Consider the following 24,690-nt stretch of genomic DNA (forward strand, 5'->3'; position numbering starts at 1 on the left):
CCCACCCCGATGCCCGCTCGCTTCCCCTACTTTGTCCGTCGTTTGTGTGTGCTTGGCCTTGCTGCACTGGCCGTTGCTGCTGCACCCGCGCTTGCCGCCATTTCCGTTACCGATGACACCGGCGCCACGGTCACCTTGCAACACCCCGCACAGCGCATCGTCAGCCTGGCACCGCATGCGACTGAGCTGCTGTTTGCTGCGGGCGGCGGCGCGCGCATCGTCGGCACGGTGGCCTACAGCGACTATCCGCCAGCCGCACGCGACATTCCGCACGTGGGCGACAACCGTGCGCTCGACCTGGAGCGCATCGCTGCGCTCAAACCCGATCTGGTGGTGGTCTGGCGCCACGGCAATGCGCAAAAGCAGATCGACCGCCTGCGTGCACTGGGCATTCCGCTGTTCTTCTCCGAACCACACCACATGGGTGACATTCCGCGCTCCATCGAAGCACTCGGCACGCTGCTCGACACGCGCGCCAGCGCTCACGATGCCGCACAGCAGTTCCGCCAGCAGGTCGATACGCTGCGCAACCGCTATGCAAGCAAGCCACCGGTGCAGGTGTTCTATCAGGTATGGGAGCAGCCGTTGATGACGCTCAACGGCCAGCACATCTTCACCGACATGCTGGCACTGTGCGGTGGCCGCAATATCTTTGCGGGCGAGCCGCTTCTGGTGCCGACGGTATCGCCTGAGGCCGTCATCGCGGCCAACCCCGAAGTCTTGCTGACCGCAAGCATGGGCGCCACGCAAGGCAGCCGCCCCATCGACACGCTCGACGGCTGGAAACGCTGGCCGCAATTGTTGGCCGTGCAGCGCGGCAACCTCTTCAGCATCAATGGCGATCTGATCAACCGCTTCGGCCCGCGTCTGGTGGAAGCCGCGGCGCAGTTGTGCGATGACCTGGAGCAGGCGCGGATGAAGCGCCGCAACACACAGGCAGCCAGCGGACGCTGACCGTCAGCGGTTCCAGAACAGCAGGATGGGCAACGCGTCGGGTTGCCCAGGGTGCACGCGAAAACCGCACGCACCACCCCATTGCAGCGGCCACTGCAGCGTTTCGGCCAGCGGACGCTGCAGCCAGTGCGCCGCCAGCGCGCGCATGCAACCCGCGTGCGTCACGGCCCATAGACACGGGACGGGAGATGCAGCCATCGCGTCGGCCCACGTGGTTACGCGCGCCAGCAAGTCGGCGGCAGACTCTCCCCCGTGCGGGTTGCCGTGCACCAGATCGCGCGCCCAGCGATCGACTTGCATGCGCGGGATGTCATCCCACTGGCGGCCCTCCCAGGCGCCAAAGTCGAGTTCCATCAGTTGCGCGTCAATCTCCAGCGCGGGCAGCTCAGCCACCTGCCGGATTGCCTGTGCGGTGAGCCGGCTGCGTTGCAGCGGGCTGGCCTGCAGACGCTGCGGTGGATGCGCACTGAGTTTCTCGGCAATGGCCGACGGATCAGGGTCCATCGGCGCATCGAGCGGCAGATCGGTGCGCCCGTAGCACAGGCCGGCCGTCATGGCGGGCCGCGCGTGGCGGATCAGGATGAAATCCATGCCAGCAGCCCCCACAGGATCAGCAGTTCGAACACCTGTTGTGCCATCCCCAGGCAATCGCCCGTGATGCCACCGATGCGGCGCACGAAGTAGCGGCCCAGCAGCCAGCGCGCAACAGACACCCCCACGACCACGAGCGCCGCACACACCGGCCCGAACCAAAGCAGCGGTGCGATACCGAACATGCCTGCCCACAACGCATCGCTCCAGCGCATGCGCTGTGCAACGGGCTTGGCCTTGCCTTCAGCACGTACATAGTCATGCGTGAGCAGATAGCTGACCGCAGCGGCGCGGCTGGCGGCATGTGCGCCCACCATCGCCGCCAGAAAGGCCACCGGATGCACCGCCAATGCCGTCAGCAGTTGCCACTTCAACAACAGCGCCATGCACACCGCAATGGCCCCGAACGCGCCGATGCGCGAGTCGTGCATGATGCGCAGCCGGTCTTCCGGCGTGTAGCCGCCGCCAAAACCATCAGCGCAATCGGCTAGGCCATCTTCATGGAAGGCGCCGGTTAGCAATAGCGTGGCCACCATCGACACGGCGACCGCCACGCCGGGCGCCGGCACCGTGCGTGACACCAGCCAATACACCGCCGCTGCCACCGCGCCCACCAGCCAGCCGACCAGCGGAAAGTAGCGTGCCGCGCGATTCAACCCCGCTTGCGAGAATCCGATCGACGCCGGCACGGGGATGCGGGTGAAATACCCGACCGCCGTCCACAGCGCCTGCCAGTGCTCGCGCAATGCGTTCATGAGCCTGAACGCTCGCTCACACCCGCGCTGGCGAAGGTCGCCATCTCGCGCAGGAAGGCCACGGCGGACACGACCAGCGGATACGCCAGCACCGCCCCGCTGCCCTCACCCAGGCGCAACGACAGCGACAGCAGCGGCCGCGCATCCAGCACCTCCAGCAGCGCGCGATGACCGCGCTCATCCGACACGTGACCGAACACGCAGTAGTGCAGCACATCAGGTGCCACGCGCGCCGCCACCAGCACGGCTGCAGTGGCGATGAACCCGTCGACGAGAATGACCATACGCCGCTTGGCCGCCTCGATCACCGCCCCGACAATCGCCGCCACCTCGAAGCCGCCAAAGCAGGCCAGCACGTCCAACGGATCCCGCACATCGGTGTGTTTGGCGAGCGCGGCTTCCAGCACGGCCCGCTTGCGGGCGAGGCCGTCGTCATCAAGCCCCGTACCGCGGCCCACGCATTGGGCCACCGGCAGGTCGCACAACCGCGCCATCAAGCACGCAGCAGACGCCGTGTTGGCAATGCCCATTTCGCCCAGCGCGATCACGTTGGTGCCGAGCGATGCATGGTGTGCCACGCGCTGCGCGCCGAGTGCCATTGCGCGATCACGCTCGTCGGCGGTCATGGCAGGCTGCTCCGCAAAGTTGCGCGTGCCGGGGCCGACGGGTGCGTCGACCAGACCCGGCGTGTCCGCCGTCCACAGCGGCGCGGCCACGCCGGCATTGACCACTTCCAGTGCAAACCCATGCTGACGGCTGAACACGTTGATGGCCGCACCGCCCGCGATGAAGTTCAGCACCATCTGCGCTGTCACCGCTTGCGGATAGGCGCTCACGCCCGCATGGGCGACACCGTGGTCCGCCGCGAACACCACCATCGCCGGGCGCGTGAGCACCGGTGCCTCGGTGTTCTGGATCAGGCCGATCTGCACGGCCAGCGGCTCCAGCCGACCCAGCGCACCCAGCGGCTTGGTCTTGCTATCAACAGCGGTCTGCAGGCGGGTGCGCAGCGCCGGATCAAAAGAAGGAATCTGCATGGTTGAAGCCCACAAGGCCTACAGTTCGACACCCGGCTGCGCCTGGATGCCTTGGGAAAATGCGTGCTTGACGAGTGTCATGTCGGTCACGGTATCGGCGGCTTCGATCAACTCGGGCGGCGCCCCGCGTCCGGTAATGACGACGTGCTGCGCAGCCGGCCGCGCACGCAAGTCGGCCAGCACTGTCTGCACATCAAGATAGTGGTATTTGAGCGCGATGTTCAGTTCATCCAACAGCACCAGGCCGATGGACGGGTCGCTCAACAGTTCACGCGCGCAGGCCCAGGCAGCTTCTGCCTTTTCAATGTCACGCGTGCGATCCTGCGTCTCCCACGTGTAGCCTTCGCCCATCACGTAGAACTCGCATTGCTCGGGGAAACGGCGCAGGAAGCGCTCCTCGCCGGTCGGGATCGCACCCTTGATGAATTGCACGACGCCAACCTGCATGTCGTGCCCCATGGCGCGGATCACCATGCCAAAGCCGGAGCTGGATTTGCCCTTGCCGTTGCCGGTGTTGACCAGCAACACACCGCGCACGTCGGTGGCTGCGGCAATCTTGGCGTCCACCACGGCCTTCTTGCGTTGCATGCGTGTGCGGTGGCGCTCGTTCAGGCCGCTGTCGTTGTCGTCAGAAGTCGTCATCAGGGTCATCGGGAATCAAGGCCGTGCGGCGGCCATCCGCCACCTCGGCAATCGGGGTGCGCAGCACGCGGGCGCAGTGTTCGGGGGTAAGCACGTCGGCAGCAAGGCCTGCATTGGTGTGGCCTTCGCCATCCATCAGAAGTGCGTGCGTGGCGAAGCGACGCGCGAGGTTCAGATCGTGCACCGTCAGTACAACCAGCCAACCGTGGTTGCGACAACCTTCGCGCAGCAGGCGAAGCACGGCGATCTGCTGGTGCAGGTCCAGATGCGCAACGGGTTCGTCGAGCATGAGGACACGCGCGTCTTGCGCAAACACGGCTGCCATGGCCACACGCTGGCGCTCGCCGCCGGAGAGCGTGCGCACATCGCGCTGTGCAAGCGGCTGCAACTGCAGCGCAGATACTGCCGCATCAACGGCGTGTGCATCGGCATCACTCTCCCACTCCCAACGCGCGAGGTGCGGATGGCGGCCGGTCATGACCGCCTCATACACCGTCATCGGGAACGTGTCATGCAGCGCTTGCGGCAGGAACGCGCGGCGGCGCGCCATTGCAGCGGCGGGCCAGTCCGCGAGCGCTTGGCCGTCCAACATGACACTGCCGCCATCCGCATCGCGCAAACCGGCCAGCACCGAGAGCCACGTCGATTTGCCTGCGCCATTCGGGCCGACCACGCACCAGAGCTGCCCGCCGGTGGCTGTCATCGACAGGCACTCGATCAGCACACGCCCATCAATGGCCACACGCAGATCGCGCAGCGCGAGTTCGGGCACAGCATCGACCTCTACAAACGCAGCCGGAGCAGGGGCGCGGCGCAACCAGCTCATCGCGTGCTCCGCATCAACAGGTAGAGAAATGTCGGCACGCCCAGCAGCGTGGTGATCACGCCCACCGGCAGTTGCGTCGGTGCGATCAGCGTGCGGGCGATCAGGTCGGCCAGCATCAACATGCCCCCACCGGCCAGTACCGTAGCGGGAAGGTGGATGCGCACGTCGCGCGTCCACGCCAGGCGCACCATGTGCGGCACCAGCAAGCCAACAAACGCGACAGAGCCGGCAATCGTCACGGCCACCGCTGTGCACAACGAGGCCACCACGTAGATCAGTGTGCGCACGCGTGCGACCGGCACGCCCAGCGCGCGGGCGCGCGTCTCGCCGGTCAGTAATACGTTGAGGTCACGCGCATGCGGTAGCACCACCACCACCGCCACCGCTAGAGCGGTCAGCGCGCCAAAATAACGATCGGCACCACCCAGGTCGCCAACCATCCAGAAGATCATGCCGCGCAGCTTGTTCTCGGGCGCGACCGTCAGAATGAGGGTAATCAGCCCGACCCAGCCAGAGGCCATCACCACGCCGCCGAGCAGCAAGCGTGCATTGGCCTCGCCAGGTTCACCACGCCACAGGTGCTGGCGCGCAAGCGCGGCCACCAATGCCATCGAGAGCAGTGCGCCCCCGCAGGCGCTTACCTGCACCCCCCACCACGGCATCGAGAACAACATGGCCGTCAACGCCGCCACCGCTCCGCCGCCGGACACTCCCAGCACATACGGATCGGCCAACGGATTACGCAGCAACATCTGCATCAACGCACCGGCAAAAGCCAACAGCCCGCCAGCAGCAAACGCAGCGCCCGCACGCGGTAGGCGTAATTCGGTGACGATGCCTGCAGCCAAGCTATCGCCACCGCCAATCAGAGCCCGCCAGACTTCGGCGGGCGACAGCTTCACGCTGCCGAGCATCAAGGACGCCATCAGCACCACCACGCACGCGAGCGCCAGCAGCGACCACAGTCGCCAGGCAAAACCGCGTACGGGCAGCGCAGGTGTCATCCGCGTTTCCTTACTTCTTTGGCTCGTGCTGTTGCCACGACAGCGTGAAGAACACCCCACGCGATGCCGTGTTGTACGGATAGATCAACTGGTAGTTCTTGTTCGTCACGTTCTCAAGGCGTGCCGATAGTGCCCAATCCGGCGTGATCTGGTAGCGGCCGACCAGGTTCAGCAGGCCATAGCCGCCGAGCGTCTTGGTCGAATCCTGACGGTCGCCCGCCGCATTCCACTCAACACCCGCCGAGAACGGCCCGAAGGTCTTGTAGGCCGACACGCTGCCGAAGTGCCGCGCGCGGCGCGACAGCAACTGGTTGGCCGACAAGTCCTGCGGGTTCTGCATGGTAAAGCTGGCACGCAGGTCCACGCCATAGATCGAACCCCGATACGAGGTCTCCAGCCCGTTCACGCGCGCACGGTTGACGTTGGCCGCCGTGCAGTTGAACGACGCATCGCACACCGACGTGATCAGGTTGCTGTAGTCGGTCTCGAACACCGTCACGCGCACCAGGCCGATCGCGCTGCTGTACTCCACGCCGCCTTCCACCGAGCGGGCCTTCTCAGGCTGCAGGTTGGGGGTGCCGTAGAACGGGTAGTACAGCTCGTTGAATGTCGGTGCACGGAAAGCATTGCTCACGCTCGCCACGGCCTTCCACTGCGGGTTGAAAGCGAAACCGTAACCAGCGTAGTAGCTGTTGGCACCGCCGAAGTCCGAGTAGCGGTCACGACGCAGGTTCAGCTGCAACTGGTGCGGACCGAACTTGCCCTCGTAGCCGATGTAGCCGGAATCGACATTGCGCGTGGGCACGTTGTAGGCATCGCTGTCGATGCTCGTCTGCAGATGCTCCAGGCCCACCTTGAGCAGTTGATCGGGCATGAAGGTCCAATCGTTCTGCCAGCTTGCGGTCTGGTTACGCGTATTGAAACGCGCAGGCACCTGCAGCACGCCGTTGGTGAAGTTCAGGCTGCGGTCATCGCCCTGCGAAAGCGTGAAACGCGTCTTCCAGTCCTGCGTCACCTTGCCATCCACAAAGGCAGACATCGAGCGCACCACGTTGTGTGCGATGTTGATGTCGGTTGGCTTGCCGAAGGCGTTGTCGTAGCTGACATCGCCCCAGGTCTGGAAGTACGTCAGCCCCGCCTGCCAGTCCGCGGAGAACCGATGTGACAACTGCGCCGACACGCTCTTGTTCGTGTAGTAGTTGTCGTTCGGGTTGGCCTTCGGTGCCTGCAGCGGGTTGATGGTCGAGAAGCCGTTGGTCTTGAACTCCGACACCGACACCGCAAACGACGTATCACCGTTCTCGCCCAGCGACCCGCTGATGCCCGCCTGCGCACGCTTGGTGTTGCGCGCGCCGTACTCGATCTCGGCATTGCCCAGCAGGCCATGGCCGCGGCCGTTACGCGTGAAAATCTGCACCACGCCACCAATCGCATCCGAGCCATACAGCGCAGACACGTTGCCGCGCACGACTTCAATGTGGTCGATCTGGTCGGCCATCAACTGCGAGATCTGCGCACTGCCCGATGTGCCGGAACTCACACGTACACCGTCAATCAGGATCAGCGTCTGGTTGGAGCCAGCGCCGCGCATGAACAGGCTGGCATTGGTGCCAGGGCCGCCGTTCTGGGCGATTTCGATGCCGGCCTCGCGGCGCAGCAGGCTCACCGCATCCGGCGCTTGCGAGCGCTCAATGTCAGCGCGCGTGATGACCGTGGTATGCGGCAACGCATCCGACAAGGGCTGCTCGCTGCGCGAAGCAGTCACCACCGTCGGATTCAGTTCGCCCACCGGCGTGCTCGCCATCTGTGTATTGCTTTGTGCCCAGGCCGGTGCAACAGCACCCGCCATGACCCCCGTCAGCACGCTGGCAAGCGTGCGCTTGGCCGTCCGGGGCATCCGGAGTGGCCGCTTTGTAGTCAAGCTCATGTTGAAAAGACAAGAAGCGTCAGCCGGACCCGTTCCCCCGCGGGTCGCTGGCAGCAGGATCTCGATGCGGTTCCCTCACATCGGCTCAGAACCGGTCCACGATCCGTAGCGAGCGGTCCGAGGTTGGCCCGAGAAACGCAGCCGTACGTGGGTACGGCGAGTATCACAGGGCCAAGATCGGGCCGCGCAGTAGGATCGTGGACCGGTTCGCTGAGATCCACCGTCCTGGCCGGTATCCGGGCTGGCGAAGCGGCCTGTCCGCCTTCCCATTCCCGAAGAAACAGTGGCTGGTTGGACAGACCGCGCGGTGCCCTCCTCTTCTTGCGAGAGATGGCGGGCACACGCGACGTTCGCTTACCGTTGCGGGGGCAGCGCAGGTTGGCGCATCGCTTGTGGGGCGGCGCTCCCTGCTTCCCGTTTAACTGCAGATGGTGCTGCGGGCACCAGGACGGCAGCGAGTTTACCGTCAAATACCCACCATCGCGCCAAAAGACGGGAAAAGACGGGAAAAGCTGTTGTGCCCTGGCCGCCGCCTGTGGACTTCAGCGCGACTGCGCATCCGTATGGAGGACAGGCGCAATTGACATGATGGGCTAAAATCCCCCCACTCGATTCTGATTGACAACCGATGCTGAACGAACTCGAACGCCTTGCCGACAAGATTGCGCGCGTGCTGCGTCACGCCGATGCGCTTGCCGCCGAGAACCAGCGCCTGCGCGCTGAAGTCGAACGGCTTACCGCGGAAGCCGAGGTCTCCAAGACCGAGCGCGACGCCATGGTGGCCGATCGCAGCGTGCTCAATGCCAAGATCGAAGAAGCGCAACTGCGCATCCAGTCGATTCTCGACAAGCTGCCGACGGCCACCGACGCCCGCCAGCTTGACCTCCTTGGCCAGGCCGCCGGCGAGGATGCCGCCACTGCCCCGCACTCGGAGACCTAAGCATGAGCAGCAAGCAAATTGAAGTGAACATTGCGGGCCAAGCCTACAAGTTTGCCGTTTCTCCCGACAACGAAGCCGCACTGCGTGAAGCCGCCGCCATGGTCGACAACCAGATGACGCGCATCAAGAACGGCTCGAGCACCAAGGGCATCGAGCGCGTTGCCGTCATGGCCGCCATCAGCATCGCGTCGGATTTGCTGTCGATGCAGCGCCAGGCCGCCTCCGATTCCGCCCTGCCGATCGACACCATTCGCGCCAAGCTGGCCGACCTGAACGCCCGCGCAGACGAGGCCCTGCGCCAGTATGGCGAGGTCATTTGACTCAATACAAAACGTGTTTGTAACCGGATCGCATCCGGGCTTGGGTTCGGATGCGAACGGGTGTATAGTGTCACCCAATGGCTGCCGGCAGTCTCCCGCAAACCCTTACACCATAAGGCTTTAGCGACTACAGACTCACAAGCCGGTTGCTCGCGATGAATCTCTCAGACGCATCGCCATGTCGTCAAAAACATGCACCACACCGTGGTGATGCGTCTGACAGTTTCCCTGCCTGGTTCGCCATGGCCATTAATTCCTTGAACCGATAAGCATTTGCTTGGTGCGGGATATGCCGTGTGGGCGAGCGCGTCTTCCAGCGCATAGCGTGCGACGCAAGTCGTGTGCTCCCTGTGCCGGTGATGTACCCAAAATGCGGCTTCCGCTGCCACTCTGAACCTCACTTGGGTTCAGGATGCGGGTCTAGCGGCCAAGGTGGGGACCCAACAAAGGCGGTAGTGCACATGTGCGCTACCGCCTTTTTCTTTGCGCGTTTCCTTTGTGCATTCGGTGGTGCATCGCCAATAGCAAGGCCATGGCGCTATTGCTATGCTGCGCACACCGTCACTTCCGTACGCCCAACCCGATGGCCGCCCAATACTGGTTGATGAAGTCCGAGCCCGACGAGGCCAGCATCGACACACTGCACACCGAGGGCACCCTGCCCTGGACTGGCGTACGCAATTATCAGGCGCGCAACTTCATGCGCGACCGCATGCGCATCGGCGATGGCGTGCTGTTCTACCATTCGTCCTGCCCGCAGCCGGGTATCGCTGGGCTGGCGGAGGTCTGTTCGACCAGCTACCCCGATCCCACGCAGTTCGACGCCAAAAGCCACTACCACGATCCCGCCTCCAAACCCGAGGCACCGCGCTGGATGCTGGTTGACGTGAAGTTCGTGCGCAAATGTGCGCTCATTGATCTACCCACGCTGCGCGCACAAGAGCAACTCGCCGACATGACCGTACTCCAGCGCGGCAATCGCCTGTCGATCACGCCGGTCACGCCCGCACAATGGCGCTACATCACCACCAAATTGATGCGTGATCCTGAGTAAATGGCACGCAACGGTTGGGAATTGTTACAAACGTGATGAACGATGCGCGTTGTAGCCGGTCAGACGCATCACATTGCTTTTTTGGGAGAACACAATGAAATCTGTCCTGGCCGCAACCATTCTGGGGACCGCAATGATGACGACTGCTTTCGCACAAGCCGCACCTGAGACGAATTATTCGGGCGCGCATTCAGGCGTACTGTCGCTGGATGCACAGGCCGTGACCGAAGTGCCGACCGACACCGTCACCCTCACGCTGGGTGCCGAACAGGAAGGCGCGGACCCGGGTGCAATCTCCACGGCACTCTCGCGCAAGGCCGACGAGGTGATCGCCCAGGCCAAGCGGACGTCCGGCGTGCAGGCAGAAACCGGCGGCTTCAACATCTACCCGAATACCAATCGTGACGGCAAAATCAGCACCTGGCGCGGCCATGCCGAAGTGCGCATCACGTCGAAGGACTTTGCTGCAGCCTCCAAACTGGCCGGTCAACTGGCCAACCAGATGCAGGTGCAGAACGTGAACTTCACGCTCTCGCGCGAGGCGCGCACGGCGGCTGAGACCAAGCTGATCGACCAAGCCGTTGCCTCATTCCGCGACAAGGCATTGGCAACCACCAAGCTGTTTGGCTACACGAGCTACACGATCCGCGACGTGCACGTGAGCGAAGGCAGCAACAACCCGGGCCCGCGTCCGATGATGCGCATGGCGGCCGCACCGGCTTCGTTCGATTCGGCACCGGTGCCCATCGAGGGCGGCAAGGCGCAAGTGACGGTGACCGTCTCCGGCGCCGTGCAGATGCTGAAGTAACACATCCGCCAGCCATGAAAAAAGCCACCGCTTGCGGTGGCTTTGTCTTTGCGCCGATGTGGCCTCAGGCGTGTGCCTGGGTTTTCGCGCCGTTGCTGCCGGCGCGGTCATTACGTCGATACGCCCACGCCAGCATCGCAATCCCTGCCAGGATCATCGGCAGCGACAGCCATTGCCCCATCGACAGGTTCGCCGCCAGCAGGCCGAGGAAGTTGTCCGGCTCACGCGCAAACTCGGCGAGGAAGCGGAACACGCCATAGCCGAGCAGGAAGGCGCCCGACACCGCGCCCATCGGCCGCGGCTTGCGCGCGTACAGCCACAGCAGGATGAAGAACAGCACGCCCTCGCCCGCGAACTGGTAGAGCTGCGACGGATGACGCGGCAGCATGTGGTACTGGTCGAATACGGCCTGCACGCCGCTGGTGAGCGCCTGTTGTGCGTGCGAGAGCAACCACTCACGGTCTTCACCCTGCGCCTGCGGGAACATCATCGCCCACGGCAGATTGGGCGAGGCCACACGGCCCCACAGTTCACCGTTGATGAAGTTGCCCAAGCGCCCCGCAGCGAGTCCGCACGGCACCATCGGCGCGATGAAATCGGTCACCTGCATCCACGAGCGGCCGCGCATGCGGGCATACACCATCATCGCCACGACCACGCCCAGGAACCCTCCGTGGAAGGCCATGCCGCCCTCCCACACCTTGAAGATGTCGAGCGGGTGGGCGAAGTACCAGTCGGCCTTGTAGAACAGCACGTAGCCCAGACGCCCGCCCAGGATCACGCCCAGCACGCCGTAGAACAGCATGTCGTCGAGGTCGCGGCCGCTCCAGCCCTCGGCGGCGATGTGTGGCTGGCGCGTACGCAGCCGGCCGAACCACAGGAACATGATGAACGCCGCCAGATACATCAGGCCGTACCAGCGGATGGCGAGCGGCCCCAGATGCAGGGCGACGGGATCGAATTGCGGATGGATGAGCATGAATCCTGGGGTTCAGGTTGAGTTGTCTTTGTGCAGCTTGGCGACGGCCTCGGCGCTGGCCACGAACCACGGCAGCACCGGCGAGGCTGCATCGCGCCGCCATACCAACCCGGTTTCGATGAACGGGCTGGGCGCGGCGAGTTCGAGATAGACCACGCCAGTCCGCTGCAGGTTGCATAGCGATGCGGGCACCAGCGCGACGCCCATCTCGGCAGAGACGAGGCTGACGATGGTCTGCATCTGGATGGCTTCCTGGCCGATGCGCGTGGCGGCCCCAGTTTCTCCAGGCCGGCCACCGTGCGCGGCATGATAGCCGGTAATGATGTCATACAGCGCAGGCGCAGACCGCCGCGGGAAGATGATGAGCGGCTCGGCTGCTGCATCGGCCAGCGCAAAGGGCTGGCCGGGCGCGACACCCCACTTTTCTGCACGCGATGTGGGCACCGCCAGCACCAAGCGCTCCCGCACCAAGGGGCGATACTCCAGCTCGCCGGGGACCGAGCCTGCGTGATGCGCAATCACTATGCCCGCATCCACCTCGTCGGCCAGAAGCGCTTCGATCTGCACATCGCTGGTGGCTTCACGCAACTGGAACTGCACATCTGGGCGTGCGTCACGGAAGTGCCGCAGCACGGCAGGCAGGATGCCGTAGTCGGCCGTACTGACGAAAGACAGCGACAGCGAACCCACCTCCCCGCGCGCAAGCCTCTGCGCCAGCGCGGGGAGTGCGCCCGCCTCGGCCAGCACGCGTCGCACCTCGACCAGCCAGCGCGCGCCTACCGGCGTGAGCGCCACCGAGCGCTGCGTGCGGTGGAACAGCGTGACGCCCAGTTCCTCCTCCAGCGCACGGATCTGCTGCGACAGCGGCGGCTGCGTCATCGACAGACGCTCGGCTGCGCGGCCGAAATGCAGCTCCTCGGCAACCGTCACGAAATAACGAAGTTGGCGCAAATCCATATCGTCGATTGATAGTTTTTTCGACTCAATAACCGCTCAATAATATATTTGACGCGCCTTTTGTCCAAGCGCATGCTGGGCGCCACGCTGTTTCCTATAACGACATTCCCGCCCCCACGGAGACTCCCATGCCAGACAACAAGCGTTCCCAGCACATCACCCAGGGCGTGGCGCGCTCGCCCAACCGCTCGATGTACTACGCGCTGGGCTACACGAAAGACGACTTCAACAACCCGATGATTGGCGTGGCGAACGGCCATTCGACCATCACGCCGTGCAACTCAGGCCTGCAGAAGCTGGCCGATGCGGCAGTCACTGCCGTGAAGGAAGCCAAGGCCAACCCGCAGATCTTCGGCACCCCCACCATCTCCGACGGCATGTCGATGGGCACCGAGGGCATGAAGTTCTCGCTGATCTCGCGCGAGGTGATTGCCGACTGCATCGAGACCTGCGTCAACGGCCAGTGGATGGACGGCGTGGTCGTCATCGGCGGCTGCGACAAGAACATGCCGGGCGGCATGATCGCCCTGGCCCGCACCAACGTGCCGGGCATCTACGTGTACGGCGGCACCATCAAGCCCGGTCACTGGAAGGGCAAGGACCTGACCATCGTCTCGTCATTCGAGGCCGTGGGCGAATTCACCGCCGGCCGCATGAGCGATGAAGACTTCGAGGGCATCGAAAAGAACGCCTGTCCGAGCTCTGGCTCATGCGGCGGCATGTACACGGCCAACACGATGAGTTCGTCGTTCGAGGCGCTGGGCATGTCGCTGCTGTATTCGTCGACGATGGCGAACCCGGACCAGGAGAAGGTCGACAGCGCGGCCGAATCTGCGCGTGTACTGGTCGAAGCTGTGCGCCGCGACCTGAAGCCGCGCGACATCATCACGCGCAAGTCCATCGAGAACGCCGTGGCGGTGATCATGGCCACTGGCGGCTCGACCAATGCGGTGCTGCACTACCTGGCGATTGCGCACGCGGCGGAAGTGGAATGGACCATCGATGATTTCGAGCGCGTGCGTCAGCGCGTACCCGTGATCTGCAACCTCAAGCCGTCGGGCCAGTACGTGGCGACCGACCTGCACGCCGCTGGTGGCATCCCGCAGGTGATGAAGCTTCTGCTCAACGCCGGCCTGCTGCACGGGGACTGCATCACTATCACTGGCAAGACGCTCGCCGAAGAACTCGCCAACGTGCCTGACCAACCGCGTGCGGACCAGAACGTGATCCTGCCGATTGAGAAGGCGCTCTATAAGGAAGGCCATCTCGCCATCCTGAAGGGCAACCTGGCCGAGGAAGGTGCCGTCGCAAAGATCACCGGCCTGAAAAACCCGGTCATCACCGGTCCGGCGCGCGTGTTCGACGATGAGCAGAGCGCGATGAGCGCCATCCTGGGGGACCAGATCAAGGCCGGCGACATCCTCGTGCTGCGCTATCTGGGGCCCAAAGGGGGCCCGGGTATGCCAGAGATGCTGGCACCGACCTCGGCCATCATCGGCAAGGGCCTGGGCGAGTCGGTGGGCTTTATCACCGATGGGCGTTTCTCGGGTGGCACGTGGGGCATGGTGGTCGGCCACGTCGCACCGGAAGCGTATGTGGGCGGCACGATTGGCCTGGTGCACGAGGGTGATTCGATCACCATCGACGCGCACCAGCGCCTGCTGCAACTGAACGTGCCCGACGATGAACTCGCCCGCCGCCGTGCCGCGTGGAAGCAACCCGCGCCGCGCTATACGCGTGGTGTGCTGGCGAAGTTTGCAAAGCTGGCCGCGCCGGCCAGCAAGGGTGCCGTGACGGACTGATCCGGTAACCGCCGTCCCCAGGCTGCACACGGGGACGGCGCCTCCCTCCCGACATCATGTGGAACACGACGAGCGCCGCCGTGCTGATCGGCATTGGGGCAACCGCTCTCATGGATTTCTGGATCTACACGCTGCACCGCGTATTCGGGCAGCCGATGACGAACTGGGCGCTCGTGGGGCGCTGGTTCTGGCACCTGCGCACCGGTAAGGTCTTCCACGACGAAATTGCCCTCGCCAGACCTTACGCGCATGAACTGGCGTTCGGCTGGTTCTGTCACTACGCCATCGGCATCGCCTACGCCATCATCCTGGTCTTGATCGCGCCCGGTTGGCTGGTCGCACCGGCTTTACTGCCGGCCTGGATATTCGGCATGGTGACGATCCTGCCGGGCTGGTTTCTGCTGCACCCGGGCATGGGAGCGGGCTGGGCGGTCTCCAAGCGTGCCAACGCCACGCAGATCCGCTGTCTGAGCATCGTGAGCCACAGCGTCTTCGCGGTCGGCTTGTATGGCGTGGCGCGACTTGCTCAGTAGGTCCGCGTGCCGTTAGACGTTGCTTAGCGCGACGGCGGCTTGCGCTGGTCGGCCAACGCATCGTCCAGCGCAGCACCCAGCCAGTCCATCAGACGGGCTTCCAGCGTGCGCGTGAGATCGGCAGCCAGTTGTTCGGTCAGCAGCGAGAGACGCGATTCCAGCGCCGCGCGACATTGCGCCTCGATCAGCGTCGGCCATTCAGTCTGGAAGCGCCACATCACGTGCCCCATCACACGCGCAGCATCGGTACCGGCCGGCGGCAGGGCGGGGGTGGGCGCCAGGCCCTGCTCGCGCAAGACAGGCGGCACGGCTGGTGCAGCAGGGGCAACAACTGGTGATGGCGTAGCCGCCGAAGCGACCACCGCTTCAGCATCCTCCAGTTCGACGATCTCCGTCAGAACGGGGATGTTGTTGTCCGCGGGGGACCCAGAGTTGCGGCCGTCGGTCATGCGCGCCCCACGTCGTGATGTTGGATTGGATAACCCCGATCGCGGTAGAAACGGAAGCGGTCGCGCGCGGCGGCGCGGTCGGCATCGTCATCACCGACGATTTCGATCAGCCGCTCGAAGCGCGCAAACAGCGGCGGCGGCTCGCTCGACAGATTGACAAGAATGTCGTGATGCGGGGCGTCGTCCAGCGGCTCGGAGATGTCGGCCAGCAAGATGGGGGTCTGGTCGGCCAGCGCGTGTCGCAGGCCGCAGTGCGGCAGGAAATCGAGCGCGCTGAACGTCCACAACTGCGTGTCGAACGCTTGCAGTGCCGCCTGATCTCCGACCACGATCACCTTCTGGCCCGCGCCGTAAGCCTTGCGCACGAGCCGGCAGGCATAGGCCAGCTTGCCGGGCACGTTGCTGTGAAAATCGACGCGGGTCATACGGTGCTTCGCCTCAGATGAATCAACCGCGGTCCATCAGGAAGCGCGTCAGCAACGGCACCGGGCGACCGGTGGCGCCCTTGGCCGCACCGCTCTTCCAGGCCGTACCGGCGATGTCCAGGTGCGCCCAGTCGTACTTCTCGGTGAAGCGCGCCAGGAAGCAGGCCGCCGTCACGCTGCCAGCCGGGCGGCCGCCGATGTTGCCCATGTCGGCAAAATTGGACTTGAGCTGTTCCTGGTATTCCTCGTCCAGCGGCATGCGCCAAGCGGTGTCGAGCGATTGCTTGCCGGCCGCGATCAGCGAATCCGCCAGCGCATCGCTGCGGGCGTACATGCCGGTGTTGATGTGACCAAGCGCGATGATGCAGGCGCCCGTGAGCGTTGCCACGTCGATCACCACGGCCGGCTTGAAGCGCTCCACGTAGGTCAGCGCATCACACAGGATCAGGCGGCCTTCGGCGTCTGTATTCAGGATCTCGATGGTCTGGCCCGACATGCTGGTGACCACGTCGCCCGGCTTGGTGGCGATGCCGCTGGGCATGTTCTCGCAGGTCGGCACCACGGCAATGACGTTCTGCTTGAGGCCCATTTCGGCCACGGCACGCAGCGTGCCCAGCACCGAGGCCGCGCCGCACATGTCGTACTTCATCTCGTCCATGCCCTCGCCCGGCTTGAGCGAGATGCCACCCGTATCAAACGTGATGCCCTTGCCAACCAGCACCACGGGCGCCTGCTTGGCCGGGCCGCCCTCGTAGCGCAGCACGATGAACTGAGGCGGCTCTTCGCTGCCCTTGGTCACGGCCAGGAAGGCGCCCATCTTCAGGGCTTCGATCTGCTTGCGGCCGAGCACTTCGACCTTGAGCTTGAATTCCTTGGCGATCTGGCGCGCGGTGTTGGCCAGGTACGTCGGCGTGCAGATGTTGGACGGCAGGTTGCCCAGGTCACGCGTCAGGTCCATGCCGTTGGCGATGGCAGTGCCGCGGGCGGCGGCCACGCTGGCGACCTTGGCATCGGCGGCCGGCACAGCCAGCACGACCTTGCGCAGGCTGGTGCCGCTCTTGTCGCCCTTGCTCTTGAGCGCCGGATGGCGCTCGATGAAGCGGTAGCTGGTTTCGCGGATGAGCGAAACAGCGGTCAGCACGGCCCAGGCGGTGTCCTTGTCACGGGCGGTGTGCTCGGTCAGCGTCCACGTCACGTTGGCGGCCTTGGTGCCGGCCAGCGCGCGCAGTGCGGTGCGCACGGCTTCAGCGTAGGCGCGGTCGGTGAAGTCGGCTTCCTTGCCCAGGCCGACCAGCAACACGCGGGCGGCGCCCACGCCGGCCACCTCGTGCAGCAGCAGCGAGGTGCCGCGCTTGCCTTCAAAGTCGCCCAGCTTGATCAAGCGGCCGACCAGGCCCTTGGTCGCCACGTCCAGCGCCTTGGCGGCGCCAGCCAGGGTCTGCGACTCGAACAGACCGATCACGAGGCAATCGCTCTTGGCCGCCAGGGCGCCCGCTTTGGCCCAGTCCAGGGCTTTTGTGCTAAATTCCATCGCGCTTCTCTCTATGAGGCGAGTCAACGAAAGCCCACATTATCCGCGATTTTGCGCGGGGGCTCCGATGGAACCCCAATGGGGTGTACATCGTCCCAACCGTGGCCAAGACCTCGCCCTCCCTTCCCGCATCCGCATGATTTTCGAACAAGCCCTGCGACGCGAGCTGTCCTTTACCGCCGGCGCCGTCTTCCTCGTGCTGCTGACGTTCATGCTGACCACCCTGGTGATCCGCATTCTCGGCATGGCCGCCAATGGTGAAGCCAATCCGAACGACGTCCTGCTGCTCATCGGCCTGGCTACGCTGGGCTACCTTGCCATTCTCCTGTGCGCCACCCTCTTCATCTCAGTGCTGCTGGTGCTCACGCGCTGGTACAAGGATTCCGAGATGGTGGTGTGGTTCACCTCGGGTATCAGCCTGACCGACTTCATCCGCCCGGTGCTGCGCTTCTCGCTGCCGTTCATCGTGCTGGTGGCGCTGCTGGCACTGTTCGGCTGGCCGTGGGCCAACCAGCAGAGCGCACTGTTCCGTGACCGGTTCGAGCAACGCGACGTGCTGTCGATGATCTCTGCCGGCCGCTTCATCGAGCCCGCGCACGGCAACTACGTGCTCTTCATCGAAGGCGTGGACTCGGGCATGAAACACGCCCGCAACCTGTTCGTGGCGAATGCCGCGCAGGACAAGATCGGCGTGGCGCTGGCCAAGACCGGCGAGTTCAAGACCATGCCCAACGGCGATCGCTACGTCGTGCTCGACACGGGCCGCCGCTATGAAGGCACGCCCGGCCAGCTCGACTACCGTATCGTCGAGTTCGACAAGTACGGTGTGAAGGTGGCCAACAAGCCGCCTGAGGCAGATGCCAACCAGCCCACCAAGAGCCGCCCCACCCAGGACCTGCTTGCCAACCCGACGCCCGAAAACCTGGGCGAACTGGTCTGGCGCATCGGCCTGCCCCTGCTGGCGCTGAACTTCGTGCTGATCGCCATTCCGCTGGCCTACGTCAACCCGCGCCTGGGCCGCTACACGCCGATGATCTTCGCCGTGCTGATCTATCTGACGTATTCCAACCTGCTGAACCTGTCGCAAGCCTGGGTCTCGCAGGGCAAGATGAACGTGTTCATGGCCTGGTGGCCGATCCACCTGGCAGCCTTCATCTGCGCAGTGTTGTTGTTCCGCTTCCGCCACTACAGCGCGGCCGGCCTAAAGGGCATTTCCGCCCTGCTCGGCTTTGCACCGAAATCGGCCTCCAGCAAGGCGGGCGCATGATGAAGATGCCGGTCTACGAAAAATACTTCGCACGCCAGATCTACGGCGTGTTCATCTTCATCCTGTTTGCGGTGCTGGCGCTGTTCATCTTCTTCGACATGCTGGGCGAGCTGGGCTCGGTCATGGGCCGCTACACCACGCTCATCGCGTTCTTCCACGTGATGCTGCAGGCGCCCACGCGTGTGTATGAAGTGATTCCGGTGGCCGCGCTCATCAGTGCCATCTACGTGTTCTCGCAGATGGCGAGCCAGTCGGAGTTCACGATCTTTCGCGTGGCTGGGCTGGATACGCGGCGCGCGCTGATGTCGCTGTTCAAGATTGCGCTGCCGCTGGCGCTGGTGACGTACATCTTCGGCGAGTTCATCGGCCCGAAGGCGGAACAGTACGCGCAGAAGGTGCGACTTGAAGCGCTGGGCGCCACGGTGTCAGCCGGCTTCCGCTCGGGCGTGTGGGTCAAGGACCGCGGCCCGGCCAAGCCGGATGGCAGTGGCGGCGAGGTGACGCGCTTCATCAACGTGGGCGCGCTGCAGGCAGACCAGTCCATCCAGGGCCTGCGCATCTATGAATTCGACTCGGACTACCGTCTGAGCACGATTCGCGTGGCGCAGCAGGCGCGGTATGAAGGTCACCAGAACTGGCAGTTGAGCAACGTGACCGAGACGCGCTTCATTGAATTCCCGCGCAAGGCAGTTGCCGCCACGCCGCAGGACAACGTGCAGGCCGCACCCGGCGCACCCGATGCACTGGCGCCGGAATTCCGTGGCGAGCAGACCACGGTGCCGCAACAGGAGATGCGCTCAGAGCTCACGCCGCAGTTGCTGTCGGTGCTGATGGTCACGCCTGACCGCATGGCCACGCTGGATCTGTTCCAGTACATCCGCCATCTGCGTGACAACAAACAGGATTCACAGCGCTACGAGATCGCGCTGTGGAAGAAGGTGGTCTACCCGTTCACCGTGCTGGTGATGATGGCGCTGGCCCTGCCCTTCGCCTACCTGCACGCACGCGCCGGCGCCGTCGGTCTGAAGGTGTTCGGCGGGATCATGCTGGGGCTGTCGTTCCAGCTGGTGAACAACCTGTTCTCACACGTAGGGCTGCTCAATACGTGGCCAGCCATTTTCACGGCCATTGTGCCAGGCGCCCTGTATCTGGCATTCGCGCTGGTGGCGCTACGCTGGGTGGAGCGTCACTGATGACCGCGCGCGCACTCGTGCTGTTTGCGCATGGCGCGCGCGATGCCCGCTGGCGCGAGCCGTTCGACCGGCTGCACACGCGCCTCGCTGCTCAGCAACCCGATGTCGACGTCCGCCTTGCCTTTCTTGAGCTAATGACGCCCGATCTGCCGGGCACGATCGACGAACTCGCTGCCGCCGGTGTGCAGCACATCACCATCGTGCCGGTGTTCTTTGGCCAGGGCGGCCACTTGCGGCGGGATCTGCCGGCGCTGATCGAGCGCTGCGCACAGGCCCACCCCGCCCTCTCCATCCGTTGTGCCGATGCCGTCGGTGAAGACGACGCCGTGCTCGACGCGATTGCCAGCTATTGTGTACGGCAGCTCACCTCGCCAACCTGATCTGCCGTCCGCCGGCACGCCTCCCTTCAGGGCGGCAGGAGAGCGCCCCCGCCGGTGCCGCAAGCCCCTTGGGGGTTGATACTCCCAATGATCGGCATCAGCGAGGTCAGATCCACCACAGCGCGACCGAAATCGACACGCGTTGCATACCTTGGCATCACGCCTCCCTGACAGCGCATGTATGGGAGCAGTTGCCCGACGGCCGAGCCGATCGTCGGCGTCACCTGCTTCAAGAGATCCCCGAAGACGCCCGCGGGCGTCGGCGCGGTCAGATACCGCTGATGAATGGGGCTGTATGACGCGGCGTTCTCGCCCGCGGCAGCCAGGATCGGTGAAAGTTGATGGTTCAGCCTGGCAACACCAGCGTTGACGCTGATCGGGGTCACACGCCGGGTCAGCATCTGCGGCGACGCCAGCTCGGCAGGATCATCGTGTTCGCTCAGTTCCGCCACCAGGGCCGACGTCAGGATCGATACATTCACGATCGCCTCATCCTCATTGGCCGGCAATTCAGGTAGCACCGAATAGAGCGTCGGATCGTCGCCGCTGGCGTCGTCTGCGGTGACCAGCAACGGGGCCGTCAACCCGGTCAGCGGAATCTCGTAGTGACCCGTGCTGTCGGTGACCGTGCTCAGCGTCCTGCCCTGGGCATCGGTCACCTTGACTTGGGCACCCGACAGAAGATCGCCCATCGCCACGGTGCCGCTCATGATGCGCGGGGCCGATGCGGCGCTCGCACTGTCCTCGCCACCCCCGCACGCGGCCAGCGTGGCAAGCACTGCGACGACGGGCATCCACGCCCCGAGACGCACGGCGGATGGTTGATTCGACGAATGGGTAGCAGGCATGGCATGGGGCTGGAGATCCCGCACTCGGGCGGAGGCGGCGTGGATACTCCCATGGCAACCCTGCTCGCTCAAGCGCGCAGGCGCGCGGTGCGTGCGATTGGTGCGGGTGTCTCACCAAGCTTTCGCCACGTCTCACACAACCCCGTTTAGCCGCCCTCGGGCTCGAGCTGCGCAAAGCGCGCGTGCACGTTGTTTTCAACGTGGAAACCGTGGGTGTCAAACTCCTCTAACTCCAGCGTCAACCCGAGATAGCGGCGTGCAAACACGTCGGCCAGATGCGCGCGCAGGGCAGCGAACAATTCCGCGCAGATCAGCCCCGTCACAGCCTTGGGCCGACCGGCCTTGATGCGGAATACCACGTGAATGAAGGCATCGTCCGCGGCGCCGTCTGCCATGCGGTACTGGTCCAGGCGTAGCGCGCGTGTGCGGATGCCGCCGGTCGGAAACACATCGGCATGGCCGATCAGCACGCCGTTGAGCAGGCGCATCAGCTCGGGAATGCGCGCATCAACTTCAACGTTGGCGGTGTACTCGATGATGACGTGCGGCATCGCAGGCGTCCGAAGAAGGGGTTAGGTGATTAACGCGCCGCCGCAGCCTCGGTGGACATCGCCGATTCGAGCGCATCCACTACCCGCGCCAGCCGCCCGAGTGACGGCGCACGCTGCACGCAGACATCCCATTCCGATGGGGCCGAGGTGAGCTTGTGCGCCGACAGCACGCCCTCGGCAAGCTGCGGCCCGATCAGCCGCACGGGTGCGAACCCGAGCCCAAAGCCCTCCGCCACCAGCGCATGCTGCAGCGGCACGGATTGCACTTCAGCGGCCACATTCGGCGTCAAGCGATCGGCCTCATAGCGACCCAGCAGCCACGCCCGCATCTCACAGCCGGCCGGGTTCAGCACCCAGGCTTCCTCCGTGACTTGCGCCATCGACAACGTCGGCGGCAACTTGCGCGAGGGCGCGGCAATCAGGCTGACGGGCTCCGTGCCGATCACGCGGATGTCCGCATCGGCATGGATGCCACGCACGTTGGCCGGCGCCAGCCACAGCGCGACGTCCAGCTCGGCGCGCTTCAGGCGATCGCGCAGTACGCCACCCCACTCGCAGCTCAGACGGAATGACACGCCCGGATAGCGCAATCGCAGCCTCGACAACAGGCGCGCAAACCGCGCATCGCTCACCGCATGGCTGACACCCACACGCAGCGCGCCCTCGGGCTCGCCGGTGGCACGCACGGCACTGCGCAGCGCCTCGAATTCACCAACGATGGTGCGGCAGCGCGCCAGCACCGCCTCGCCCTCGGCGGTGAGCCGGAACGGTTTGACGCGCCGGTCGAACAGCACGGTATCGAGCGCGCGCTCCAGCCGCTGGATCTGCTTGGTGACGGCCGGCTGTGTGAGCGGCAGGTGCTCGGCCACGCGGGCGATCGATCCGGTCTGTGCCAGCAACACGAAGGTACGCATCTCTTCAAGCATGACGACATTCCCAATCGTTATGTTTTCTGTGAACAAATTGAATTGGATTCATCTTAAGCGACAGGCCACAGTATCGCCAGACGCGCTTTTGCGTTGCTTTCCTCCCCCACCCACCACGAGGACACCATGAAAGCCCTGGCACTGACCGACGGTTACGGCATCGACGCCCTGCGCACCATCGAGCGCGATGACCCCACGCCCGCCCGCGACGAAATCATCGTGCGCACGCGCGCTGCCTCTCTCAACTTCCGCGACCTGGAGATCGTTTCCGGCAAGTTCTTCACACGCTATCCGTTACCGCTGATTCCGCTGTCGGACGGTGTGGGCGAGGTGGTGGCCGTTGGCGACAACGTGACACGTGTGCGCCCCGGCGATCGGGTCGCCGGTACGTTCTGGCAGCGCTGGGACGGCGGCGACTTTCGCAACGCCGACACACGCCGCATGCTCGGCGGCCCCATCGACGGCTGGCTGGCCGACACCATCCGCCTGGATGCGGGCGGCGCAGTAGTGGTGCCAGCGCACCTGAGCGATACCGAAGCCGCCACCCTGCCCTGCGCCGGGCTCACCGCATGGCACTGCCTGATCGAAGCGGGCAACCTGCAGCCCGGCGAAACGGTGCTCGTGCAGGGCACGGGCGGTGTGTCGATGTTCGCGGTGCAGTTCGCGCTGATGGCCGGGGCGCGGCCCATCGTGCTGTCGAGCAGCGACGCAAAGCTGGAACGCGTGCAGACGCTTGGCGTGCCCGAATCCGACACGATCAACTACCGCACCACGCCGGACTGGCACGAAGCGGTGCTCGCGCGTACGGACGGCCGCGGCGTCGATCACGTCATCGAAGTGGGTGGCGGGGGTACGTTTCAGCGCTCACTGAAGGCGTTGCGGGTGGGCGGGCAGATCCACCTCGTCGGCTATCTGGCTGGGCGTGAGGGCGGCGTGAGCCCGCTGGAAATCTTCGCGCGCAAGGCGGTGATCCGGCCGGCATCGGTCGGCTCGCGGGCGTCGTTTGAGGCGATGAACCGGGCGCTGGCGCTGCACGGCCTGCACCCGATCGTCGATCAGGTGCTGCCGTGGCAAGACGCGTCGGAGGCGTTCCGGGTGATGGAAGCCGGGAAAGTCTTTGGGAAAATCGCGCTGGCGTTCTAAGCGATGCTCAGGCGGCCAGAACGTGGGACTCGCTGGAAAACACTTCCGGCGCAGCATTAGTTGCGCGCGCGGCAAACGCGTCGCCAATCATCAGCAGGCTTGGGTGTTCAGGGTTGATCCACGCGGCCGCAGCACCTTCGGCCATCTGCTGCAGCGTGAAGCACGCCGAGCGCTGTTCGGGTGTGGTGGCGGCTTCAACCACCCACGCGGGCGTCGACGGTGCGCGGCCACGGGCGAGCAGGTCTGCTGCGATCGACGCGGCTTGATCGCGGCCCATGTAGTAGACGAGCGAATCGGCCTGCGCAACCGGTTCGGGCGTCACACCCTCGGGTAGCGGCGTATCGGGGTCGGCGGCCTTGGCTTGCGTGACGAAGGCCACACTGCGCGCCACGCCGCGCTTGGTCAACGGCTGGCGAATGGCGGATGCGGCTGCCAGTGCTGCGGTGATGCCCGGCACGACTTCGTAGTCGATACCGGCTTGCTCCAGCGCCTGCAGTTCCTCATCCGCACGACCAAACAACATCGGGTCACCGCCCTTGAGGCGCACCACGCGCTGGTACTTGGTCGCCAGATCGACGAGCTGGCGATTGATGAAGCGCTGCGCGGTCGAGCGCTTGCCGCAGCGCTTGCCGACGGCAATCAGCACCGCCTGCGGGCAATACTGGAAGACCTCGGGCGAGACCAGTGCGTCGTGCAGCACGACCTCGGCTTCGCCCAACAGCCGTGCACCGCGCACCGTGATGAGGTCCGCGGCGCCGGGGCCCGCACCAATCAGGCTCACGTGGCCAAGTGTCTTGTGGGTCTTCGCTTCCATTTGCCTAGCTTCCTTTGCTTTTTCCTGCGGGGCG

The 24,690-nt window shown here is 64.7% G+C and carries 27 protein-coding genes, 1 other RNA gene and 1 riboswitch; of the genes, 12 read left to right on the forward strand and 16 right to left on the reverse strand.

Annotated features, from left to right (window positions below; all coding sequences use genetic code 11):
- The first annotated feature begins 9 nt into the window (after window positions 1-9).
- Window positions 10-954, forward strand: a complete 945-nt coding sequence (locus F7R11_RS14320) for a cobalamin-binding protein (RefSeq protein WP_021195647.1) — start codon at window positions 10-12, stop codon at window positions 952-954.
- 3 nt (window positions 955-957) lie between these two features.
- Here the strand turns inward: F7R11_RS14320 and cobC are convergent, their stop codons facing one another.
- Genes cobC through F7R11_RS14355 form a run of 7 tightly spaced genes read right to left on the reverse strand, consistent with a single transcriptional unit; the run spans window position 958 to window position 7,706 of the window.
- Window positions 958-1,545: an alpha-ribazole phosphatase gene (cobC, locus tag F7R11_RS14325; protein ID WP_064804588.1), complete on the reverse strand. Its 588-nt coding sequence runs from the start codon at window positions 1,543-1,545 to the stop codon at window positions 958-960.
- A complete protein-coding gene (locus tag F7R11_RS14330) occupies window positions 1,530-2,300 on the reverse strand; it encodes an adenosylcobinamide-GDP ribazoletransferase (RefSeq protein WP_064804590.1) in 771 nt (256 codons plus the stop codon). Before F7R11_RS14330 ends, cobC begins: the two co-directional genes overlap by 16 nt.
- On the reverse strand, window positions 2,297-3,337 hold the full coding sequence (gene cobT, locus F7R11_RS14335) for a nicotinate-nucleotide--dimethylbenzimidazole phosphoribosyltransferase (protein WP_064804592.1): 1,041 nt from the start codon (window positions 3,335-3,337) through the stop codon (window positions 2,297-2,299). Before cobT ends, F7R11_RS14330 begins: the two co-directional genes overlap by 4 nt.
- An 18-nt stretch (window positions 3,338-3,355) precedes the next feature.
- On the reverse strand, window positions 3,356-3,988 hold the full coding sequence (gene cobO, locus F7R11_RS14340) for a cob(I)yrinic acid a,c-diamide adenosyltransferase (protein WP_390624421.1): 633 nt from the start codon (window positions 3,986-3,988) through the stop codon (window positions 3,356-3,358).
- On the reverse strand, window positions 3,966-4,805 hold the full coding sequence (locus tag F7R11_RS14345) for an ABC transporter ATP-binding protein (RefSeq protein WP_064804594.1): 840 nt from the start codon (window positions 4,803-4,805) through the stop codon (window positions 3,966-3,968). Before F7R11_RS14345 ends, cobO begins: the two co-directional genes overlap by 23 nt.
- Window positions 4,802-5,809, reverse strand: coding sequence for a FecCD family ABC transporter permease (locus tag F7R11_RS14350; protein ID WP_064804596.1), 1,008 nt, complete (start codon window positions 5,807-5,809; stop codon window positions 4,802-4,804). The genes F7R11_RS14345 and F7R11_RS14350 overlap by 4 nt, the downstream gene beginning before the upstream one ends.
- A 10-nt stretch (window positions 5,810-5,819) precedes the next feature.
- Entirely contained in the window at window positions 5,820-7,706 is a 1,887-nt protein-coding gene (locus tag F7R11_RS14355; protein WP_064804598.1) for a TonB-dependent receptor plug domain-containing protein, read from the reverse strand.
- Window positions 7,707-7,946: 240 nt separating this feature from the next.
- Window positions 7,947-8,199: riboswitch (cobalamin riboswitch) on the reverse strand.
- Window positions 8,200-8,364: 165 nt separating this feature from the next.
- Here F7R11_RS14355 and F7R11_RS14360 point away from each other — a divergent pair.
- From F7R11_RS14360 to F7R11_RS14380, 5 genes are all read left to right on the forward strand, one after another.
- On the forward strand, window positions 8,365-8,676 hold the full coding sequence (locus F7R11_RS14360; protein ID WP_021195655.1) for a hypothetical protein: 312 nt from the start codon (window positions 8,365-8,367) through the stop codon (window positions 8,674-8,676).
- A gap of 2 nt (window positions 8,677-8,678) precedes the next feature.
- Window positions 8,679-8,996 carry a cell division protein ZapA gene (locus F7R11_RS14365; protein WP_021195656.1) on the forward strand — a complete coding sequence of 106 codons (318 nt, stop codon included), beginning with the start codon at window positions 8,679-8,681 and terminating at the stop codon, window positions 8,994-8,996.
- 222 nt (window positions 8,997-9,218) lie between these two features.
- Window positions 9,219-9,439: non-coding RNA, 6S RNA (gene ssrS / locus F7R11_RS14370), on the forward strand.
- A 140-nt stretch (window positions 9,440-9,579) separates the two neighbouring features.
- Entirely contained in the window at window positions 9,580-10,050 is a 471-nt protein-coding gene (locus F7R11_RS14375; RefSeq protein WP_064804600.1) for an EVE domain-containing protein, read from the forward strand.
- Window positions 10,051-10,144: 94 nt separating this feature from the next.
- The gene (locus F7R11_RS14380) at window positions 10,145-10,858 is read left to right on the forward strand and encodes an SIMPL domain-containing protein (protein ID WP_064804602.1); all 714 of its coding nucleotides are present in this window, start codon (window positions 10,145-10,147) and stop codon (window positions 10,856-10,858) included.
- A 64-nt stretch (window positions 10,859-10,922) separates the two neighbouring features.
- Here F7R11_RS14380 and lgt read toward each other — a convergent pair whose 3' ends face one another.
- Together lgt and F7R11_RS14390 are read right to left on the reverse strand one after the other, a co-directional pair.
- The gene (gene lgt, locus F7R11_RS14385) at window positions 10,923-11,837 is read right to left on the reverse strand and encodes a prolipoprotein diacylglyceryl transferase (protein ID WP_064804604.1); all 915 of its coding nucleotides are present in this window, start codon (window positions 11,835-11,837) and stop codon (window positions 10,923-10,925) included.
- 12 nt (window positions 11,838-11,849) lie between these two features.
- A complete protein-coding gene (locus tag F7R11_RS14390; protein WP_021195660.1) occupies window positions 11,850-12,794 on the reverse strand; it encodes a LysR family transcriptional regulator in 945 nt (314 codons plus the stop codon).
- Window positions 12,795-12,922: 128 nt separating this feature from the next.
- Between F7R11_RS14390 and ilvD the strand changes: the two genes are divergently transcribed.
- Both ilvD and F7R11_RS14400 read left to right on the forward strand, forming a co-directional pair.
- A complete protein-coding gene (gene ilvD, locus F7R11_RS14395; RefSeq protein WP_064804605.1) occupies window positions 12,923-14,596 on the forward strand; it encodes a dihydroxy-acid dehydratase in 1,674 nt (557 codons plus the stop codon).
- A 56-nt stretch (window positions 14,597-14,652) separates the two neighbouring features.
- A complete protein-coding gene (locus tag F7R11_RS14400; protein WP_064804606.1) occupies window positions 14,653-15,129 on the forward strand; it encodes a DUF2938 domain-containing protein in 477 nt (158 codons plus the stop codon).
- 23 nt (window positions 15,130-15,152) lie between these two features.
- Here F7R11_RS14400 and F7R11_RS14405 read toward each other — a convergent pair whose 3' ends face one another.
- Genes F7R11_RS14405 through F7R11_RS14415 form a run of 3 tightly spaced genes read right to left on the reverse strand, consistent with a single transcriptional unit; the run spans window position 15,153 to window position 17,534 of the window.
- Window positions 15,153-15,578 carry a DUF2486 family protein gene (locus F7R11_RS14405; RefSeq protein WP_064804607.1) on the reverse strand — a complete coding sequence of 142 codons (426 nt, stop codon included), beginning with the start codon at window positions 15,576-15,578 and terminating at the stop codon, window positions 15,153-15,155.
- Window positions 15,575-16,003, reverse strand: coding sequence for a DNA polymerase III subunit chi (locus tag F7R11_RS14410; RefSeq protein ID WP_064804609.1), 429 nt, complete (start codon window positions 16,001-16,003; stop codon window positions 15,575-15,577). Before F7R11_RS14410 ends, F7R11_RS14405 begins: the two co-directional genes overlap by 4 nt.
- A 22-nt stretch (window positions 16,004-16,025) precedes the next feature.
- A complete protein-coding gene (locus tag F7R11_RS14415; RefSeq protein ID WP_064804612.1) occupies window positions 16,026-17,534 on the reverse strand; it encodes a leucyl aminopeptidase in 1,509 nt (502 codons plus the stop codon).
- Between the two features lie 136 nt (window positions 17,535-17,670).
- Between F7R11_RS14415 and lptF the strand changes: the two genes are divergently transcribed.
- From lptF to F7R11_RS14430, 3 genes are read left to right on the forward strand one after another with little or no spacing between them, the layout of a single operon-like run.
- The gene (lptF, locus tag F7R11_RS14420) at window positions 17,671-18,801 is read left to right on the forward strand and encodes an LPS export ABC transporter permease LptF (protein WP_064804614.1); all 1,131 of its coding nucleotides are present in this window, start codon (window positions 17,671-17,673) and stop codon (window positions 18,799-18,801) included.
- A complete protein-coding gene (gene lptG, locus F7R11_RS14425; RefSeq protein WP_064804616.1) occupies window positions 18,801-19,994 on the forward strand; it encodes an LPS export ABC transporter permease LptG in 1,194 nt (397 codons plus the stop codon). The genes lptF and lptG overlap by 1 nt, the downstream gene beginning before the upstream one ends.
- Entirely contained in the window at window positions 19,994-20,374 is a 381-nt protein-coding gene (locus F7R11_RS14430) for a sirohydrochlorin chelatase (RefSeq protein ID WP_064804618.1), read from the forward strand. The genes lptG and F7R11_RS14430 overlap by 1 nt, the downstream gene beginning before the upstream one ends.
- A gap of 26 nt (window positions 20,375-20,400) precedes the next feature.
- Here the strand turns inward: F7R11_RS14430 and F7R11_RS14435 are convergent, their stop codons facing one another.
- From F7R11_RS14435 to F7R11_RS14445, 3 genes are all read right to left on the reverse strand, one after another.
- Window positions 20,401-21,168 (reverse strand): hypothetical protein, encoded by a 768-nt coding sequence (locus tag F7R11_RS14435; protein WP_064804620.1) that lies wholly within the window; start codon window positions 21,166-21,168, stop codon window positions 20,401-20,403.
- 200 nt (window positions 21,169-21,368) lie between these two features.
- Window positions 21,369-21,773: a 5-carboxymethyl-2-hydroxymuconate Delta-isomerase gene (locus F7R11_RS14440; RefSeq protein ID WP_021195670.1), complete on the reverse strand. Its 405-nt coding sequence runs from the start codon at window positions 21,771-21,773 to the stop codon at window positions 21,369-21,371.
- A gap of 29 nt (window positions 21,774-21,802) precedes the next feature.
- On the reverse strand, window positions 21,803-22,699 hold the full coding sequence (locus F7R11_RS14445; RefSeq protein ID WP_064804622.1) for a LysR family transcriptional regulator: 897 nt from the start codon (window positions 22,697-22,699) through the stop codon (window positions 21,803-21,805).
- A 126-nt stretch (window positions 22,700-22,825) separates the two neighbouring features.
- On the opposite strand from F7R11_RS14445, the gene F7R11_RS14450 reads away from it, so the two are divergent.
- Window positions 22,826-23,842, forward strand: coding sequence for a zinc-dependent alcohol dehydrogenase family protein (locus F7R11_RS14450; protein ID WP_064804624.1), 1,017 nt, complete (start codon window positions 22,826-22,828; stop codon window positions 23,840-23,842).
- A 7-nt stretch (window positions 23,843-23,849) separates the two neighbouring features.
- On the opposite strand, the gene cobA is transcribed toward F7R11_RS14450, so the two are convergent.
- Window positions 23,850-24,656: a uroporphyrinogen-III C-methyltransferase gene (gene cobA / locus F7R11_RS14455; protein WP_064804626.1), complete on the reverse strand. Its 807-nt coding sequence runs from the start codon at window positions 24,654-24,656 to the stop codon at window positions 23,850-23,852.
- Window positions 24,657-24,690 lie beyond the last annotated feature (34 nt).

The sequence above is a fragment of the Ralstonia insidiosa genome (assembly GCF_008801405.1).
Taxonomy (GTDB): Bacteria; Pseudomonadota; Gammaproteobacteria; order Burkholderiales; family Burkholderiaceae; genus Ralstonia; species Ralstonia insidiosa.

Bases quoted from the DNA above. Each gene is read 5' to 3' on its own strand.
- F7R11_RS14450 (WP_064804624.1), top strand. From the start codon at position 22,826: ATGAAAGCCCTGGCACTGACCGACGGTTACGGCATCGACGCCCTGCGC.
- F7R11_RS14410 (WP_064804609.1), bottom strand. From the start codon at position 16,003: ATGACCCGCGTCGATTTTCACAGCAACGTGCCCGGCAAGCTGGCCTAT.
- lptG (WP_064804616.1), top strand. From the start codon at position 18,801: ATGAAGATGCCGGTCTACGAAAAATACTTCGCACGCCAGATCTACGGC.
- F7R11_RS14330 (WP_064804590.1), bottom strand. From the start codon at position 2,300: ATGAACGCATTGCGCGAGCACTGGCAGGCGCTGTGGACGGCGGTCGGG.
- F7R11_RS14435 (WP_064804620.1), bottom strand. From the start codon at position 21,168: ATGCCCGTCGTCGCAGTGCTTGCCACGCTGGCCGCGTGCGGGGGTGGC.
- F7R11_RS14365 (WP_021195656.1), top strand. From the start codon at position 8,679: ATGAGCAGCAAGCAAATTGAAGTGAACATTGCGGGCCAAGCCTACAAG.
- cobA (WP_064804626.1), bottom strand. From the start codon at position 24,656: ATGGAAGCGAAGACCCACAAGACACTTGGCCACGTGAGCCTGATTGGT.
- F7R11_RS14400 (WP_064804606.1), top strand. From the start codon at position 14,653: ATGTGGAACACGACGAGCGCCGCCGTGCTGATCGGCATTGGGGCAACC.
- cobO (WP_390624421.1), bottom strand. From the start codon at position 3,988: ATGACCCTGATGACGACTTCTGACGACAACGACAGCGGCCTGAACGAG.
- F7R11_RS14380 (WP_064804602.1), top strand. From the start codon at position 10,145: ATGAAATCTGTCCTGGCCGCAACCATTCTGGGGACCGCAATGATGACG.
- F7R11_RS14390 (WP_021195660.1), bottom strand. From the start codon at position 12,794: ATGGATTTGCGCCAACTTCGTTATTTCGTGACGGTTGCCGAGGAGCTG.
- F7R11_RS14320 (WP_021195647.1), top strand. From the start codon at position 10: ATGCCCGCTCGCTTCCCCTACTTTGTCCGTCGTTTGTGTGTGCTTGGC.
- ilvD (WP_064804605.1), top strand. From the start codon at position 12,923: ATGCCAGACAACAAGCGTTCCCAGCACATCACCCAGGGCGTGGCGCGC.
- lgt (WP_064804604.1), bottom strand. From the start codon at position 11,837: ATGCTCATCCATCCGCAATTCGATCCCGTCGCCCTGCATCTGGGGCCG.
- F7R11_RS14350 (WP_064804596.1), bottom strand. From the start codon at position 5,809: ATGACACCTGCGCTGCCCGTACGCGGTTTTGCCTGGCGACTGTGGTCG.
- F7R11_RS14360 (WP_021195655.1), top strand. From the start codon at position 8,365: ATGCTGAACGAACTCGAACGCCTTGCCGACAAGATTGCGCGCGTGCTG.
- cobT (WP_064804592.1), bottom strand. From the start codon at position 3,337: ATGCAGATTCCTTCTTTTGATCCGGCGCTGCGCACCCGCCTGCAGACC.
- F7R11_RS14440 (WP_021195670.1), bottom strand. From the start codon at position 21,773: ATGCCGCACGTCATCATCGAGTACACCGCCAACGTTGAAGTTGATGCG.
- F7R11_RS14445 (WP_064804622.1), bottom strand. From the start codon at position 22,699: ATGCTTGAAGAGATGCGTACCTTCGTGTTGCTGGCACAGACCGGATCG.
- F7R11_RS14375 (WP_064804600.1), top strand. From the start codon at position 9,580: ATGGCCGCCCAATACTGGTTGATGAAGTCCGAGCCCGACGAGGCCAGC.
- lptF (WP_064804614.1), top strand. From the start codon at position 17,671: ATGATTTTCGAACAAGCCCTGCGACGCGAGCTGTCCTTTACCGCCGGC.
- F7R11_RS14355 (WP_064804598.1), bottom strand. From the start codon at position 7,706: ATGCCCCGGACGGCCAAGCGCACGCTTGCCAGCGTGCTGACGGGGGTC.
- cobC (WP_064804588.1), bottom strand. From the start codon at position 1,545: ATGGATTTCATCCTGATCCGCCACGCGCGGCCCGCCATGACGGCCGGC.
- F7R11_RS14345 (WP_064804594.1), bottom strand. From the start codon at position 4,805: ATGAGCTGGTTGCGCCGCGCCCCTGCTCCGGCTGCGTTTGTAGAGGTC.
- F7R11_RS14405 (WP_064804607.1), bottom strand. From the start codon at position 15,578: ATGACCGACGGCCGCAACTCTGGGTCCCCCGCGGACAACAACATCCCC.
- F7R11_RS14415 (WP_064804612.1), bottom strand. From the start codon at position 17,534: ATGGAATTTAGCACAAAAGCCCTGGACTGGGCCAAAGCGGGCGCCCTG.
- F7R11_RS14430 (WP_064804618.1), top strand. From the start codon at position 19,994: ATGACCGCGCGCGCACTCGTGCTGTTTGCGCATGGCGCGCGCGATGCC.